Below are 15,712 nucleotides of genomic sequence, written 5' to 3' on the forward strand. Positions count from 1 at the left end.
GACGGGGGAGGGTGGGCCGGTGAGCACCGGGCCGGTCAGCCGCTTCCCCGTCCCCCCGCGCGAGGAGCTGCCCGAGCAGCTGCGCGAGCGCTACGCCGAGGTCGAGGAGCGGGCCGGCTTCCTGCCCAACGTCTTCGCCGCGCTGGCCTGGCGCCCGGCCGAGGCGGCGGCCTTCTTCGCCATGCACGACGCGCTCATGGACAAGGACACCCCCGGGCTGTCGACCGCCGACCGCGAGCTGATCGTGGTCGCCACCAGCGCGGCCAACGACTGCCTGTACTGCGTGGTGGCCCACGGCGCGATCGCCCGCATCCGCGCCCGCGACCCGTACCTGGCCGACCAGGTGGCGATCGACTGGCGCAAGGCCCCGGTCACCGAGCGGCTGCACGCCGTCCTCGACGTCGCCGTCCGGCTGGCGGTGGACCCGGCGGCGGTCACCGCCGGTGACCTCGAGCGGCTGCGCGGCCACGGCCTGACCGAGGACGACGTGTGGGACGTCGGCGCGATCGTCTCGCTGTTCGCGCTGTCCAACCGGCTGGCGCACTGGGCGGCCATCCCGCCCAACGCGGAGTTCTTCCTCATGGGCCGCGTCCCGCGCCGCTAGCCGGGGACCGCGCCGGGTCGCCGGGCGGTCGCGCGCCGTGTCCGACGGCGGCCGCGGCGACACGCGCGGCGCCGCGACACGCCCGGTGGTGCAGACGACTTCACCGGGTTCCCGTCGCGGGCGTGTCCGCGGCCTCGACCTGCACTCGAGGTCCCCGGCGGCGCGGGTCGTCACGCACGGTGGAGCCCGCGTGACCCCTGTGTCGCGCGGGGACGGTGGGGTGGCGGCAAGGCGACACGCCGGTCCGGGGAGGGTGCTTGTAGGGCCCGTCGAGGCGCACCTAACTTCGTGCGCGTCGACCTAGTTGACATAACCGTAAAGCTCCAGTTCAGGATGAGGGTCGAGGTCGGGAGCCCCACATGACACCTCCGCACAACTACCTCGCGGTCATCAAGGTCGTCGGCATCGGCGGCGGCGGGGTGAACGCGGTCAACCGGATGATCGAGGTCGGCCTCAAGGGCGTCGAGTTCATCGCCATCAACACCGACGCCCAGGCGTTGTTGATGAGCGACGCCGACGTCAAGCTCGACGTCGGCCGCGAGCTCACCCGGGGCCTCGGCGCCGGCGCGCAGCCCGACGTCGGCCGGCAGGCCGCCGAGGACCACCGCGAGGAGATCGAGGAGGTGCTCAAGGGCGCCGACATGGTCTTCGTGACCGCCGGCGAGGGCGGCGGCACCGGCACCGGCGGCGCGCCCGTCGTCGCCTCGATCGCCCGCAAGCTCGGCGCGCTCACCATCGGCGTCGTCACCCGCCCGTTCTCCTTCGAGGGCAAGCGGCGCGCGGTGCAGGCCGAGTCCGGGATCGAGGAGCTGCGCAACGAGTGCGACACGCTCATCGTGATCCCCAACGACCGGCTGCTGCAGCTCGGTGACCGCAACGTCAGCGTCATGGACGCCTTCCGCACCGCCGACCAGGTGCTGCTCTCCGGCGTCCAGGGCATCACCGACCTGATCACCACCCCGGGCCTGATCAACCTGGACTTCGCCGACGTCAAGTCGGTCATGTCGGGTGCGGGGTCGGCGCTGATGGGCATCGGCAGCGCGCGCGGGGACAACCGGGCGCTGCTGGCCGCCGAGCAGGCCATCGCCTCACCCCTGCTCGAGGCCTCGATGGAGGGTGCCCACGGCGTGCTGCTGTCGATCTCCGGCGGGTCCGACCTCGGCCTGTTCGAGATCAACGAGGCTGCCTCGCTGGTGTCCGACGCCGCGCACGCCGACGCCAACATCATCTTCGGTGCGGTCATCGACGACGCCCTCGGCGACGAGGTGCGGGTCACCGTCATCGCCGCCGGGTTCGACGGCGGGCGGCCCAGCGGCCGCAAGGACGCCGGGATCGCCGCGGTCCCGGCCGCCCCCCCGGCGCCCTCGCGCATGCCGGTGCACCCGCCCACCGCGCCGGCGGGGCAGCGGATGGCCGCCCCGGCGCCCTCCCCGCAGGCGCAGCAGGCACCGCCGCCGGCCTCCCAGCTGCCCGGCCGGCCCGGCACGGGCGGGGGCATCACCGTCCCGCCCCTGCCGCCGGTCCAGGGCGCCACGCCGGGCACCGGTGGTGGCCGCCGCCCGCTGTCCGACGAGGACTTCGAGGAGGAGCTCGACATCCCGGAGTTCCTCCGCCAGTAGGAGGACCCCCGTGCCGCCGCGGGTAGCGTCGTCACCGTGAACCCCGTCCCCACCGCCCCGTCGGCGGTGCGACCCCGGAGGGTCGTCACCGACCGGCGGGGCGGTGGGTCCGTGCCGCCCTACGACTCGTTCAACCTCGGCGGCCACGTCGGCGACGACCCCGCCGCGGTGGGCGCCAACCGCGGGCGGCTCGCCGGCGAGCTCGGCGTCCCCGGCGAGCGGCTGGTCTGGATGGACCAGGTGCACGGCACGCGGGTCGCCGTCGTCGACGGGCCGGCCGACGGCCCGCTTCCCGCCACCGACGCGGTGGTCACCCGGACGCCGGGCCTGGTGCTGTGCGTGCTCGTCGCCGACTGCGTGCCGGTGCTGCTGGCCGACCCGGCCGCCGGCGTGGTGGCCGCGGTGCACGCCGGACGGGAGGGCGTGCGGGCCGGCGTCGTCCCCGCCACGCTGGCCGCCATGGCCCGGCTGGGCAGCCGCCCGGCCGACGTGACCGCGCTGCTCGGCCCGGCCGTGTGCGGCGCCTGCTACGAGGTGCCGCGGGCCATGCAGGCCGAGGTGGCGCGGGTGGCGCCGGCCGCGGCCGTGCGCACCCGGCGGGGCACCGCGGGGCTGGACCTGCGCGCCGGGCTGGACGCGCTGCTCCGGGGCGCCGGCGTCGGCCAGGTCGTGCACGACCCCCGCTGCACCGTCGAGGACCGCCGGCTGTTCTCCCACCGCCGCGACGGCGTGACCGGGCGCCAGGCCGGCGTGGTCTGGCTGGGATGAGGACCCTCCCGCCCCCCACCCCTCGCTACGCTCGGGGCGGGCCCCTGCGCGAGGGCCGTTCCAGCATGGCGCCGTGACCTCCCCGGCCGACCGCCTGCAGGCACTCCGCGCCCGCATCGACGCCGCCGCCCGCGCCGCCGGCCGCGACCCCGCGACGGTCACCCTGCTCGCGGTGAGCAAGACCTGGCCGGCCGCCGCAGTCCGGGAGCTCGCCGCGCTCGGCCAGGCCGACTTCGGGGAGAACCGCGCCCAGGAGCTGGCCGGCAAGGCCGCGGAGCTCGCCGGCCTGCCGCTGCGCTGGCACTTCGTCGGCCAGCTGCAGCGCAACAAGGCCGCCGCGGTCGCCCGCCTCGGCGCCGTGGTGCACTCGGTCGACCGGCTCTCCCTGGCCCGCGCCCTCGGCCGCGCGGGCGTGGCGGCCGGGCGCCCGGTCGAGGTGTTCCTGCAGGTCGACCTCGGCGGGCCGGAGGGGGAGCTGGCCGAGCGCGGCGGCGCCGACCCCGCGGAGGTGCCGGCGCTGGCCGACGCCGTCGCCGCCACCGAGGGCCTCGTCCTGCGCGGGCTCATGGCGGTCGCCCCGCGCGGCGCGGCACCCGGGCCGGCCTTCGCCCGGCTCGCCGGGCTGGCCGAGCGGGTGCGCGCCGACCACCCCGGGGCCGTCGACCTCTCCGCGGGCATGAGCGCCGACCTGGAGGAGGCGGTCGCCGCCGGCAGCACCCTGCTGCGTGTCGGAACCGCGCTCTTCGGGGCGCGCCCCCTACCCTCCCCGGAGGACGAGTCACACCAGTCACACGGGTCCCAGCAGCCCGGGTGAGCACGCGCGCGGATGACAGAGGGGCGGGCTGATGGCCGGAGCCATGCGCAAGATGGGCATCTACCTCGGACTGGTGGAGGACGACGACGCCCGGGCCTACGGCCGGTACGACGCCCTTCCCGGGGACGCCGACCACTACGACCGCCGCGAGGACCGCCGGTACCCCCGGTACGCGTCCGAGGACGGCTACCCCGAGCGCTACGAGGCCGCCGACCGCTACGACGGCGGCGACCGCTACGAGCCGGCGGACTACCGGTCGGAGGGCTACCGCGACCCCGACTACCGGGTCGACGCCCGCTTCGCCGACGTCGACACCGACCTCCCGCCGGCCCCGGATCCCGAGCCCCTGGCCCTGCCCCGCCGTCCCGGGGCTGCCCGCGGCCTGGGCCTGGCCCCGGCCCCCGGCGGCGCCACCCGCCTGGGCGGGCTGTCCGGCGGCGCGTCGGTGCCCAGCCAGGCGACCGCCGTCTCCGGCCCGGTGGGCGCCGCCGGCCTCGCCGTCCGCGAGCCGGTCGCCGCCGAGCCCGCCCCGGCCCCCGAGCCCGCCCCGGCGCCGCAGCCCTACCGGATCACCACGCTGCACCCCCGCACGTACAACGAGGCCCGCCAGATCGGCGAGAGCTTCCGCGACGGCAAGCCGGTGATCATGAACCTCACCGAGATGGACGACGCGGACGCCAAGCGGCTCGTCGACTTCGCCGCGGGCCTGTCGTTCGGCCTGCGCGGTAGCATCGAGCGCGTCACGAACAAGGTGTTCCTGCTCAGCCCGCGGGACGTCGACGTGACGGCCGAGGACAAGGCGAAGATCCGCGAGGGCGGCTTCCCGCACACCGCCGAGGCCTGACGGCAGCACCGACCGGCACCAGCGGGTGCCCCTGGACGAGCGAGGACCGTGGCTCTCTTCTGGAACATCGTCTCGTCGGTCCTGCTCGTCTTCCTGGTCCTGCTCTTCGCGCGCTTCGTCGTCGACTGGGTGATGGTGCTGGCCCGCAGCTGGCGCCCGTCCGGCCTGGTGGCCGCCGGTCTCGAGGTCGTGTACGCCACGACGGACCCGCCGCTCAAGGCGATCCGCAAGGTGATCCCCCCGCTCAACCTGGGGTCGATCCGGCTGGACCTCGCGTTTATGGTGCTCTTGATCGCCGTGTACATCCTGCGTGGCATCGTGGACAGCCTCGCGCGCGCCTCCGTGTGACCGCCGACCCCCCGGGCCGGTGACACCGGCGGCCCGCGGGGGCCGCCCGCCGCTCGCTCGACGTCGTCCCTGTCCCCGCTGCCCGACCTGAGGTGAAGTCGATGCCACTCACGCCTGCCGACGTGCACAACGTCGTCTTCAAGAAGCCACCGATCGGCAAGCGCGGCTACGACGAGGACGAGGTGGACGCCTTCCTCGACGTGGTGGAGGCCGAGCTGGCCCGGCTGATCGAGGAGAACAACGAGCTGCGCGCCGGCTCCGTGACCGGCCGCACCGCCCGCGCCGTCGAGGCGCCCGAGCCCCCCGCGCCCGCGCCCGTCGCGGCGCCGCCGCCCCCGCCGGCCCCCGCGCGCGAGGACGACAGCATCCGGGCCTCGCGGATGCTCGCGCTGGCCACCGAGACCGCCGACAAGTACGTCAGCGAGGCCAAGGCGCAGGCCGACCAGGTGGTCGGCGAGGCCCGCGCCCGCAGCGAGCAGCTGGTCAGCGAGGCCAAGACGCGCGCCGAGTCGATGGTCGGCGACGCCCGCACCCGCGCGGAGACGATGGAGCGCGAGGCCCGCGCCAAGGCCGCCGCGATCAGCCAGGACGCCGAGCGCCGGCAGGCCGAGGTCATGGGCCCGCTGGAGGAGAAGCGCACCAGCCTGGAGCGCAAGATCGAGGAGCTGCGCACCTTCGAGCGGGAGTACCGCACCCGGCTGCGCTCCTACCTGGAGTCCCACCTGCGCGACCTGGACAGCCGCGGCTCGGCGGAGCCGGCCTCCAACAGCCGGCAGCACGCCAGCGCCTGAGGAAGGGCCCCGCGTCCCCCCGTCCCTCGCAGGCTCGGGACGGGACCCTGACCCGGGGCCGTTCCAGCACCTCGCCGTGTCAGCGGCACGGGGGACGCTGTGGCCCCGGCTACAGTTCGCGGGTGGTCGTCGCCGCCGGTCTGCTGGTCCTGGTGGGCCTGGCGCTCTTCCTCGGCGGCGTCGTCACCGGCTCGGAGGGCCTGTACTGGGCGTGCGTGGCGGTGTGCGGGGTGGCGGCGGCCGTCCTGGTCGTCGGCTGGGTGCGCGCCCCGCGCGGGCCCGGGCCGGCCCCCGGCCCCGCACCCGGGGCCGCGCCGGCGGTGGAGGACGACACCACGGCGGACAGCACGGCGGCGGACAGCACGGCGGCGGACGGGATGGCGGCGGACACCACGCCCCAGCCCGCCGTGACCCTGGCCGGTGCCACCGCACTGCGGGCGGAGCCGCCACTGGCCGCCGCGCCACCGGCCCAGGGGCCACCCGCGCAGGCACCCCCCGCGGCGCCGGCCAGGGGACACGCCGCGCACGCGGCCGCCGACGACCCGGACGACGACGTCGACGACCCGGCTCCCGACGAGCAGACCGACGAGGAGGCCGACGAGGAGGCCGACGACGAGGTGCCGCGGCGCCGCGGCGCGCACGAGGCCCGGGGCGCCACGGTCGACCCGCGGTCCGGTGAGCCCGGCGAGGAGGACGTCGAGGTCACCGACCTGCTGCTCGTCGTCGACCTCGCCGACGAGGTCCTGGTCGTCGACGAGCACCCCCGCTACCACGTCGCCGGCTGCCCCACCCTCGACGGCCGGGCGACGGTGCCGCTGCCCATGGTCGAGGCGCGCACCGACGGGTTCACGCCGTGCGCCGCCTGCCGCCCGGTGCGCCACCTCGCCGACGTGGAGCGCTCCCGCCGGCGTGCCGCGCGCGGCTAGCCAGCAGGCGCGCGCGGTCTCACCCGCCGGCGCGGGCCAGCCAGAACCGGGAGCCGGCCGGGCCCTCGACCCCGTCGCCGTCCCCCGGCTGCTGGGCGTGCACCCGCACGGCGAGCACCTCCTCGGCCACCTGCGCGCCGTGCTCGGTGAGCGCCCGGGCCATCTGCTCACCACCGGACCCGTCGCCGGCGGTCCACCACAGCTCGATGCGGTCGCTGACGGCCAGCCCGCTGGTCTTGCGGGCCTCCTGCACCAGCCGCACCGCCTCGCGGACCAGCCCGGCCCGCTCCAGCTCCGGGGTCAGCTCCAGGTCCAGCGCGACGGTGAGCCCGCCGCCGCTGGCCACCGTCCAGCCCTCCCGCGGGGTCTCGGTCACCACCAGGTCGCCGTCCTCCAGCGGGACGGTCTCGCCGTCCACCTCGACGCCCGCCGTGCCGGCGCGGTAGGCGGCCACCAGGGCGGCCGCGTCGGCGGCGGCGACCGCCCTCGCCACCGCCTGCACCCGCCCGCCCAGCCGGCGGCCGACGGCGCGGAAGTCGACCTTGACCGACACGTCGACCAGGTCCCCGCCAACCGCGGACAGGTCGGTCAGCTCGGCCACGTTGAGCTCGTCGGCGACCTCGGCCACCAGGTCGCGCGGCAGGTCCGCCCAGCCCGGGGCCGCCACGACCGCGCGGGCCAGCGGCTGGCGGGTGCGCACCCTGGCGCTCGTGCGGGCCGAGCGGCCCAGCTCGACCAGCCGGCGCACCAGCGCCACCTGCTCGACCAGCCGTGGGTCCCGGGCGCCGGCGTCGGCGGCCGGCCAGGAGGCCAGGTGCACGGAGTCCACGGGCGCCTGGCCCCCCGCGTCCGCGAGACCCGGCGCGACCGCGCGGGCCCACACCTCCTCGGTGACGAACGGGGTGAACGGCGCCATCATCCGGGTCAGCGCGTCGAGCACCTCGTGCAGCGTGGCCAGCGCGGCCGGGTCGCCGTCCCAGAACCGCCGCCGGGAGCGGCGCACGTACCAGTTGGACAGGTCGTCGACGAACTGCGCGATCAGCCGGCCGGCGCCGGCGGTGTCGAAGTCCTCCATCGCCGCGGTGACGCCGTCGGTGACCTCGGCGAGGGTGGCCAGCGCCCAGCGGTCCAGCAGCGGCCGGTCGGCGGGCGCCGGAGCAGGGGAGGCCGACGGGTCCCAGCCGCTGGTCTCCGCGTACAGGGTGAAGAAGCTGGCGGTGTTCCAGTAGGTGAGCAGCACCTTGCGGACCACCTCGGACAGCGTCTCGTGCCCGACCCGGCGGGCCGACCACGGCGAGCCCCCGGCCAGCATGAACCAGCGGACGGCGTCGGCGCCGTGCCGGTCCATCAGCGGGATGGGCTCGAGGATGTTGCCCAGGTGCTTGCTCATCTTGCGGCCGTCCTCGGCCAGGATGTGGCCCAGGCACAGCACGTCCTCGTAGGAGCTGCGCCCGAACACCACCGTGCCGACGGCCATCAGCGAGTAGAACCAGCCGCGGGTCTGGTCGATGGCCTCGGCGATGAACTGCGCCGGGTAGGCCGCCTCGGACTCCGCCCGGTTCCGGTGCGGCGCCCCCCACTGGGCGAAGGGCATCGCGCCGGAGTCGTACCAGGCGTCGATGACCTGCGGCACCCGCCGGTAGGTGCCCTCCTCGCCGGGCACGGTGAAGGTGACCTCGTCGATGAACGGCCGGTGCGGGTCCAGGCCGGACAGGTCCCGGCCGGTCCGCTCCGACAGCTCGGCCAGCGAGCCGACGACGACCACCCGCGAGGGGTCCGCGTCGTTGCGCCACACCGGCAGCGGCGTGCCCCAGTAGCGGTCCCGCGACAGCGCCCAGTCGACGTTGTTGCGCAGCCAGTCGCCGTAGCGGCCCCACTGGATGGTCTCGGGGTGCCAGCGGGTCTTCCCGTTCTCGGCGAGCAGCTGGTCCTTGACCGCCGACGTGCGGATGTACCAGGACGGCTGCGCGTAGTACATGAGCGGCGTGTGGCACCGCCAGCAGTGCGGGTAGCTGTGCTCGTAGCGCTGTTCGCGCCACAGCACGCCGCGGGCCTGCAGGTCCTCGACCAGCGCGGCGTCGGCGGCCTTGAAGAAGTGCCCGCCCACCAGGGGGACGTCGGCCAGGAAGTGCCCGGTCGCGTCGATCGGGTTGACCACCGGCAGGCCGTAGCCGCGGCACACCGCGAGGTCGTCGGCGCCGAACGCGGGGGACTGGTGCACCAGCCCGGTGCCGTCGTCGGTGGTCACGTAGTCCGCGAGGACGACGAAGTGCGCGTCCCCCTCGGGGAAGTCGACCAGGTCGAACGGGCGGCGGTAGTGCACCCGCTCCCAGTCCCGCCCGGCGGTGCGGGCCAGCACCTCGACGTCCTCGGTGTCGCCGAAGACGGAGTCGAGCAGCGGCTCGGCGACGACGAGGGTGGGGCGGGTCGGGTCCGAGTTGTCGCGCGCGACCAGGTAGGTGACGTCGGGGTTGACCGCCACCGCGGTGTTGCTGGGCAGTGTCCACGGCGTCGTCGTCCACACCAGCAGGTCGGCCCGGCCGGCCCACTCGCCGTCGGTGACCGGCAGCCGCACGTACACCGACGGGTCGGTGATCGACTCGTAGCCCTGGGCGACCTCGTGGTCGCTCAACCCGGTGCCGCAGCGCGGGCAGTAGGGCGCCACCCGGTGGTCCTCGACCAGCAGGCCCTTGGCGTGCACCTGCTGCAGCGACCACCAGACGCTCTCCACGTAGGCGGGGTCCATCGTCCAGTAGGCGGTGGACAGGTCGACCCAGTAGCCCATCCGCCGGGTCAGCTCGGAGAAGTCGCCCACGTGCCGCTCCACCGACTCCCGGCAGCGGGCGTTGAACTGTGCGATGCCGTAGCGCTCGATGTCCGGCTTGCCGGCGAAGCCGAGCTCCTGCTCGACGGCGATCTCCACCGGGAGGCCGTGGCAGTCCCAGCCGGCCCGGCGGGGCACGTGCCAGCCCTGCATCGTCTTGAAGCGGGGGAAGACGTCCTTGAACGCGCGCGCCTCGATGTGGTGCGTGCCCGGCCGGCCGTTGGCGGTGGGCGGGCCCTCGTAGAAGACCCACTGCGGCCGGCCCGCGGAGGCCTCCAGCGAGCGGGCGAAGACCTTGTCGGCCTCCCAGCGGTCCAGGACCTGCTGCTCCAGGGCGGGCAGGTCGACCTGCGGGGGGAGCGCGCGGAAGGGGCCGGGTGAGCTCACCGCCCCATCATCCCCGAGGCCGCCAGCGGGATCGCCGAGCCCGTCCGCCGCACTGCCCGCCGGTCGCGGGACGGCCCTGGCCTCGGGGTACGGGAGACTGCGGCGGTGGACGGGCGCGCGCGGTGAACACGACGGTCACCGTCGCGCTCGCCGTGGGCGCCGCCGTCGTCCTGGTGTCCGCGATCGCGCTGCGGGTGGCCGACCGGCTCGGCCTGCCCAGCCTGCTGCTCTACCTCGCCCTGGGCGTGGCGCTGGGGGAGAGCGGCCTGGGCGTGGAGTTCGAGGACTTCGCGCTCACCCAGACCCTCGGCGTCGCCGCGCTGGTCGTCATCCTCGCCGAGGGCGGCCTGACCACCCGCTGGGCCGACGTCCGCCGCGCCGTCGGGCCGGGGCTGGCGCTGTCGACGGTCGGCGTCACCGTCAGCGTGGGCACCACCGCGGCGATCGCGGTGTGGCTGCTCGGCCTGGACTGGCCGTTCGCCCTGCTGCTCGGCGCGGTGGTCAGCTCCACCGACGCCGCGGCGGTGTTCGCCACGCTGCGCCGGCTGCCGCTGCCGCGGCGGATGGTCGCCGCGCTGGAGGTGGAGAGCGGCCTCAACGACGCCCCGGTCATCCTGCTGGTCGTCGTCCTGGCCGAGCGGCTGACCGGCGGGGACGAGACGTCCTGGTGGGTGACCGAGCTGGTCATCGTGGGCGAGCTGGCCGGCGGCGCGGTCATCGGCGTGGGCCTGGGGTTCGCCGGGGCCTGGCTGCTGCGCCGCTCGGCGCTGCCGCTGTCGGGCTTCTACCCGCTGGCCACCCTGGCGCTGTGCGTGCTGGCCTTCGCGCTGGCCGACCTGCTGCACACCTCCGGCTTCGTCGCGGTCTACCTGTGCGGGCTGGTGCTCGGCAACGCCGCCCTGCCGCACCGCGCCGCCAGCATCGGGTTCGCCGAGGGCATGGCGTCCCTGGCGCAGATCGGGCTGTTCGTGCTGCTCGGCCTGCTGGTCTCCCCGAGCCGGCTGCCCGAGGCGCTGGGTCCGGCGCTGCTCGTCGGCGTCGCCCTGACGCTGGTGGCCCGGCCGCTGTCGGTGGCGCTCAGCCTGGTGTGGTTCCGGATGCCGTGGCGGCAGCAGGTCTTCATCTCCTGGGCCGGGCTGCGCGGTGCGGTCCCCATCGTGCTGGCCACCTTCCCGCTCACCGCCCAGGTGCCCGGCGCCGCCTTCGTCTTCGACACCGTCTTCGTGCTGGTGGTGGTCTTCACCGTGGTGCAGGGGTGGTCGCTGCCCCGGGTGGCCCGGCGGCTCCGCATCGCCACGCCGGTGACCCCCCGGGACGTCGACGTGGAGTCCGCGCCGCTGGAGGAGCTGGACGCCGAACTGATGCAGCTGACCGTGCCCGAGGGCTCCCGGCTGCACGGCGTCTACCTGCCCGAGCTGCGGCTGCCCGAGGACGCCGCGGTGGTGCTCATCGTCCGGGACGGCCGGTCCTTCGTGCCCGGCCCGACCACCCGGCTGATGCGCGGGGACCAGGCGCTGCTGGTGTCGGCCCGGCAGTCCCGCGCGGAGGCCGAGCGCCGGCTGCGGGCGGTCAGCCGGGCCGGCCGGCTGGCCAGCTGGCGCGGCGAGACCGGCACCGCCACCGAGGTGGACTAGGGGGACGTGCCCGGCCGGGGACGGCACTCGGCAGCGGCTCCTCGGGAGGTCCTCCCGGGCACGTGGTCGCGGTGTCGGCCGGCAGCCCCGACAGGGCCGGCTCAGCCCGTGAGCTCCAGGGTCTGCATCGTCTCGGTGCGGACCTCGGCCAGCAGCACCGGGTCGTCGTCCAGCCGGCGGCCGTAGGAGGGGATCGCCTCCTGCAGCAGCGGCCGCCAGGCGGCGATCCGGTCGGGGAAGCAGCGCTCGAGCACGGTCAGCATCGCCGACACGGCGGTCGAGGCCCCGGGGGAGGCCCCCAGCAGGCCGGCGATCGTGCCGTCGCCGCCGACGACGAGCTCGGTGCCGAACTGCAGCACGCCGTGGCCGGTGGCCGGGTCGCGCTTGATCACCTGGACCCGCTGGCCGGCGGTGACCACGTCCCAGTCGGCCTGCTCGGCGCGCGGCACGAAGGCGGTGAGGGTGCGGTGCCGGTCCGCGCGCGACTGCAGCAGCTCGCCGACCAGGTAGCGGGTCAGCGCCAGCTCGGTGCGGGCCACGCCGAGCATGGAGGCCAGGTTGTCCGCCGTGACGCTGCGCGGCAGGTCGAACACCGAGCCGGCCTTGAGGAACCGCGGCGAGAAGCCGGCGTACGGGCCGAACAGCAGCGAGTGGTCGCCGTCGATGAGCCGCAGGTCCAGGTGCGGCACCGACATGGGCGGCGCGCCGACGGCGGCCTGGCCGTAGACCTTGGCCTGGTGGGCCGACACCAGCTCGGGGGAGCGGGTGCGCAGGAACAGCCCGCTCACCGGGAAGCCGCCGAAGCCGCGGATCTCCGGCAGGGCGGCCTTCTGCAGCAGCGGCAGCGCGCCGCCGCCGGCCCCGACGAACAGGAACCGGGTGCGGACGGTGCGCCGCTCGCCGCTGCGGGTGTCGCGCACGGTCACCGCCCAGCGGCCGTCGTCGCGGCGCCGCACGTCGGTGACCCGCTGGTGCACGTGCACGTGCACGCCGCGGTCCTCCGCGGCGCCGAACAGCAGCCGGGTGAGCGACCCGAAGTCGACGTCGGTGCCGGCGGCAGCGCGGGTGGCGGCGACCACCTGGTCGGCCGGGCGCCCGGCCATCACCAGCGGCACCCACCCGGCGAGGACGTCGGCGTCGTCGGTGTACTCCAGCCCCTCGAACACCGGCCGCGCGGTCATCGCCGCATGGCGGGCGCGCATGTAGGCCCGGCCGGCCTCACCGGTCACGAAGCCGACGTGCGGGACGGGGGTGATGAAGTCCTTGGGTGAGCCGGTCAGCCCGGAGCGGACCAGGTGCGACCAGAACTGCCGGGACACGGCGAACTGCTCGTTGATCGCCACGGCCTTGCCGACGTCGACCGTGCCGTCCGGGCCCGCCGGCGTGTAGTTGAGCTCGCAGAGCGCCGCGTGGCCGGTGCCGGCGTTGTTCCAGGCGTCGGAGCTCTCGCCGGCCACCGCGGGGCCGGACTCGAAGACCGTGACGCTCCAGTCGGGGGCGACGACGCCGAGCAGCGACGCCAGCGTCGCGCTCATGACGCCACCGCCGACGAGGACCACGTCGGGGTCGGTGGCGGGGGCCGGTTCGGTGGACACGAGCACCTTCCGGTCTCGGGGAGTTGCGGCCTCCCCAACGTCGGCCAACTCGGGGGCCGACACCTCACCGCGCGTGGTGACTTGCGTCGCACAGGGTCATGAGAAGGGTCACACCGGCGCCGCGGCTAAGGTCGGGACGGCGGTCCCCGGCCCGCCGACCACCCGACCGAGGAGCTCCCCTGTCCGAAGCCAGCGAGACCCCGGACAGCGCCGTCGCGGGGGCCGCGGGACGCCGCCCCCGCACCCGGCTGCTCCTCCTCCTGGCGCTGGCCGTCCTCGCCGTCGACCTCGCCACCAAGCTGCTGGTGGTCGCCACCGTCGAGCGGGGGGAGGACATCCGGCTGCTCGGCGGCGCGCTGTACCTGACGCACACCCGCAACACCGGTGCGGCGTTCTCCTTCGCGGAGGGCTTCACCATCGTCTTCACGCTCATCGCGGTCGCCGTCGCGGTGGTCATCGTGCGCACCGCGCGCCGGCTGCGGTCCACCGGCTGGGCCGTGTCGCTGGGCCTGGTGCTGGGCGGGGCGCTGGGCAACCTGGTCGACCGCGTCTTCCGCGAGCCGGGGTTCCTGCGCGGCGGCGTCGTCGACTTCGTCTCCGTGTTCGCGCCGGACGGCGAGGTCTACCCGGTGTTCAACGTCGCCGACTCCGCGATCGTCTGCGGCGGCGTCCTGGGCGTCGTGCTCGCGCTGCGCGGGATCGAGTTCGACGGCACGCGCAGCACCGGCCGCGACGCCGGGGACGACGCCCCGGCGCGCGGCTGACCTGCGCCGCCGCGACGGCCCGGCGCCGTGAGCAGAATGGACGCCGTGAGCACACCCGCCGGCCAGCACCGGGCGCTCCCGGTGCCCGACGGGCTCGAGGGCCAGCGCGTCGACCAGGCGCTGTCCCGGCTGTTCGGGCTGTCCCGCGGCGCGGCCGCCGACCTCGCCGACGAGGGCCGCGTCGTCCTCGACGGCCGGGTGCGCGGCAAGGGCGACCGGGTCAGCGGCGGGTCCTGGCTGGAGGTGGAGCTGCCCCCGCTGCCGCACGCCCACCCGACCCAGCCGGCGGCCCCGGAGCCGGTCGCCGGGCTGACCGTCGTCCACGACGACGACGACCTGGTGGTGGTCGACAAGCCCGTCGGCGTGGCGGCGCACCCGAGCCCCGGCTGGGACGGCCCCACCGTGATCGGCGGGCTGGCCGCGGCCGGCTACCGCATCGCCACCTCCGGGGCGGCCGAGCGGCAGGGCGTCGTCCACCGGCTGGACGCCGGGACGACGGGGCTGATGGTCGTGGCCAAGAGCGAGCGGGCGTACACCGCGCTCAAGGCGGCGTTCAAGCAGCGCACCGTCGAGAAGGGCTACGCCGCCCTCGTGCAGGGCCACCCCGATCCCTCGCGCGGCACCATCGACGCCCCCATCGACCGGCACCCGAAGCACGACTGGCGCTTCGCCGTCGTCCAGGGCGGCCGGCCGTCGGTCACCCACTACGAGGTGGTGGAGGCCTTCCCGGCCGCCAGCCTGGTCGACATCCGGCTGGAGACCGGCCGCACCCACCAGATCCGGGTGCACTTCTCCGCGCTGCGCCACCCCTGCGTCGGTGACACCACCTACGGCGCCGACCCGACCCTCGCCGCCCGGCTGGGCGTCTCGCGGCAGTGGCTGCACGCCGCGCGGCTGGGCCTCCCGCACCCGGCCGACGGGCGCTGGGTGGAGTTCACCAGCCCCTTCCCGCCCGACCTGGCCGGCGCGCTCGACGTCCTGCGCGCCGAGGCCTGAGCAGCGGTGACCGGGCTGCCCGGGTCGCTCGCCGGCTGGGGCCCGGCCGCGCTGTCGGCGGTGGTCGTCGCCGGGTACCTGGTCGTCGGGGAGCCGCTCGTCGGGTACGTGCTGCACCGCCGCTTCGAGGGGCGGCTGCGCACCGACGCCCGCGCCCGCCGGTCCTTCTACGCGCGGCTGCTGGTGCTGGAGTGGGGGCTGGCCGCGGTCGCGCTCGTGGTGTGGCTGGCCGCCCCCGGGGTGGACGCCGGGGCCGTGGGGCTGCGCTGGCCGCAGTCGTGGCCCGGCCCGCTGACCGCCGCGGCCACCGTGCTGGTGCTGGCCTTCGTCGTCCTCTCCACCCGGGCGCTGCGCTCGGGCGCCCTGACCGCCGCGGTGCCCCGGCCGGGCGAGGGGCGGCACGCCGAGCCGGCCGCGCACGCCACCCTCGCGCTGCTGCCGCGCACGCCCGCCGAGCGGCGGCTGTTCACCGTCGTCGGCGTCACCGCCGGCGTGTGCGAGGAGTGGCTCTACCGCGGCTTCCTGCTCGCCGTCGTCGCCGCGGTCGGCGGCGGGCTGGCCACGCCGGTGCTGGTCGTCCTCGGCGGGCTGGCCTTCGGGCTGGCGCACGCCTACCAGGGGGTCGCCGGCGTCGTGGCCACCGGCGTCCTCGGCGGCGTGATGGCCGCCCTCCACCTGGGCACCGGGTCGCTGCTGCTGCCGGTGCTCCTGCACGCGCTCATCGACCTGCGCTTCCTGCTGGTGCCCGCCGCGGCGCTGCCCGACGCCGTCCCGGGGCCGGCGTGAACGCCGCCGGGG

General features: G+C 76.0%; 14 protein-coding genes. 12 read left to right on the top strand and 2 right to left on the bottom strand.

Translation table 11 applies throughout. The annotated features are described in order from the left end of the window. Window positions 1-19: 19 nt before the first annotated feature. The 8 genes from CHB98_RS10415 (at window position 20) to CHB98_RS10450 (ending at window position 6,714) form a co-directional block, all read left to right on the top strand. A complete protein-coding gene (locus CHB98_RS10415) occupies window positions 20-604 on the top strand; it encodes a peroxidase-related enzyme (protein ID WP_089305711.1) in 585 nt (194 codons plus the stop codon). A gap of 359 nt (window positions 605-963) precedes the next feature. Beyond that, complete coding sequence (ftsZ, locus tag CHB98_RS10420) at window positions 964-2,223, top strand: cell division protein FtsZ (RefSeq protein ID WP_089305521.1); 1,260 nt, start codon at window positions 964-966, stop codon at window positions 2,221-2,223. A 36-nt stretch (window positions 2,224-2,259) separates the two neighbouring features. Continuing rightward, window positions 2,260-2,991 carry a peptidoglycan editing factor PgeF gene (pgeF, locus tag CHB98_RS10425; protein ID WP_089305522.1) on the top strand — a complete coding sequence of 244 codons (732 nt, stop codon included), beginning with the start codon at window positions 2,260-2,262 and terminating at the stop codon, window positions 2,989-2,991. Between the two features lie 73 nt (window positions 2,992-3,064). Further along, window positions 3,065-3,805, top strand: coding sequence for a YggS family pyridoxal phosphate-dependent enzyme (locus CHB98_RS10430; protein WP_089305523.1), 741 nt, complete (start codon window positions 3,065-3,067; stop codon window positions 3,803-3,805). A gap of 31 nt (window positions 3,806-3,836) precedes the next feature. Continuing rightward, window positions 3,837-4,649, top strand: coding sequence for a cell division protein SepF (locus tag CHB98_RS22715; RefSeq protein ID WP_089305524.1), 813 nt, complete (start codon window positions 3,837-3,839; stop codon window positions 4,647-4,649). 48 nt (window positions 4,650-4,697) lie between these two features. Next, window positions 4,698-4,997, top strand: a complete 300-nt coding sequence (locus CHB98_RS10440) for a YggT family protein (protein WP_089305525.1) — start codon at window positions 4,698-4,700, stop codon at window positions 4,995-4,997. 101 nt (window positions 4,998-5,098) lie between these two features. Beyond that, window positions 5,099-5,788 (top strand): DivIVA-like cell division protein Wag31, encoded by a 690-nt coding sequence (gene wag31, locus CHB98_RS10445; RefSeq protein ID WP_089305526.1) that lies wholly within the window; start codon window positions 5,099-5,101, stop codon window positions 5,786-5,788. 122 nt (window positions 5,789-5,910) lie between these two features. Beyond that, window positions 5,911-6,714, top strand: a complete 804-nt coding sequence (locus tag CHB98_RS10450; protein WP_089305527.1) for a hypothetical protein — start codon at window positions 5,911-5,913, stop codon at window positions 6,712-6,714. 19 nt (window positions 6,715-6,733) lie between these two features. Here CHB98_RS10450 and ileS read toward each other — a convergent pair whose 3' ends face one another. Beyond that, window positions 6,734-9,925 (bottom strand): isoleucine--tRNA ligase, encoded by a 3,192-nt coding sequence (gene ileS / locus CHB98_RS10455; RefSeq protein WP_089305528.1) that lies wholly within the window; start codon window positions 9,923-9,925, stop codon window positions 6,734-6,736. A gap of 122 nt (window positions 9,926-10,047) precedes the next feature. Between ileS and CHB98_RS10460 the strand changes: the two genes are divergently transcribed. Beyond that, window positions 10,048-11,559, top strand: a complete 1,512-nt coding sequence (locus tag CHB98_RS10460; protein WP_089305529.1) for a potassium/proton antiporter — start codon at window positions 10,048-10,050, stop codon at window positions 11,557-11,559. A gap of 101 nt (window positions 11,560-11,660) precedes the next feature. Here the strand turns inward: CHB98_RS10460 and mqo are convergent, their stop codons facing one another. Further along, on the bottom strand, window positions 11,661-13,154 hold the full coding sequence (gene mqo / locus CHB98_RS10465) for a malate dehydrogenase (quinone) (RefSeq protein WP_089305712.1): 1,494 nt from the start codon (window positions 13,152-13,154) through the stop codon (window positions 11,661-11,663). A gap of 98 nt (window positions 13,155-13,252) precedes the next feature. Between mqo and lspA the strand changes: the two genes are divergently transcribed. The 3 genes from lspA to CHB98_RS10480 are packed head-to-tail and all read left to right on the top strand — an operon-like array spanning window position 13,253 to window position 15,700. After that, the gene (gene lspA, locus CHB98_RS10470; protein WP_089305530.1) at window positions 13,253-13,918 is read left to right on the top strand and encodes a signal peptidase II; all 666 of its coding nucleotides are present in this window, start codon (window positions 13,253-13,255) and stop codon (window positions 13,916-13,918) included. Window positions 13,919-13,954: 36 nt separating this feature from the next. Continuing rightward, on the top strand, window positions 13,955-14,914 hold the full coding sequence (locus CHB98_RS10475) for an RluA family pseudouridine synthase (protein ID WP_089305531.1): 960 nt from the start codon (window positions 13,955-13,957) through the stop codon (window positions 14,912-14,914). A gap of 6 nt (window positions 14,915-14,920) precedes the next feature. Next, entirely contained in the window at window positions 14,921-15,700 is a 780-nt protein-coding gene (locus CHB98_RS10480) for a CPBP family intramembrane glutamic endopeptidase (protein ID WP_089305532.1), read from the top strand. Window positions 15,701-15,712: the final 12 nt, after the last annotated feature.

Origin of the sequence: Geodermatophilus pulveris (assembly GCF_900188375.1) — a bacterium.
Classification (GTDB): domain Bacteria; phylum Actinomycetota; class Actinomycetes; order Mycobacteriales; family Geodermatophilaceae; genus Geodermatophilus; species Geodermatophilus pulveris.

Excerpts from the sequence above, each read along its gene's own strand:
- ftsZ (WP_089305521.1), top strand. The coding sequence starts at position 964 with ATGACACCTCCGCACAACTACCTCGCGGTCATCAAGGTCGTCGGCATC.
- CHB98_RS22715 (WP_089305524.1), top strand. The coding sequence starts at position 3,837 with ATGGCCGGAGCCATGCGCAAGATGGGCATCTACCTCGGACTGGTGGAG.
- wag31 (WP_089305526.1), top strand. The coding sequence starts at position 5,099 with ATGCCACTCACGCCTGCCGACGTGCACAACGTCGTCTTCAAGAAGCCA.
- lspA (WP_089305530.1), top strand. The coding sequence starts at position 13,253 with ATGAGAAGGGTCACACCGGCGCCGCGGCTAAGGTCGGGACGGCGGTCC.
- CHB98_RS10475 (WP_089305531.1), top strand. The coding sequence starts at position 13,955 with ATGGACGCCGTGAGCACACCCGCCGGCCAGCACCGGGCGCTCCCGGTG.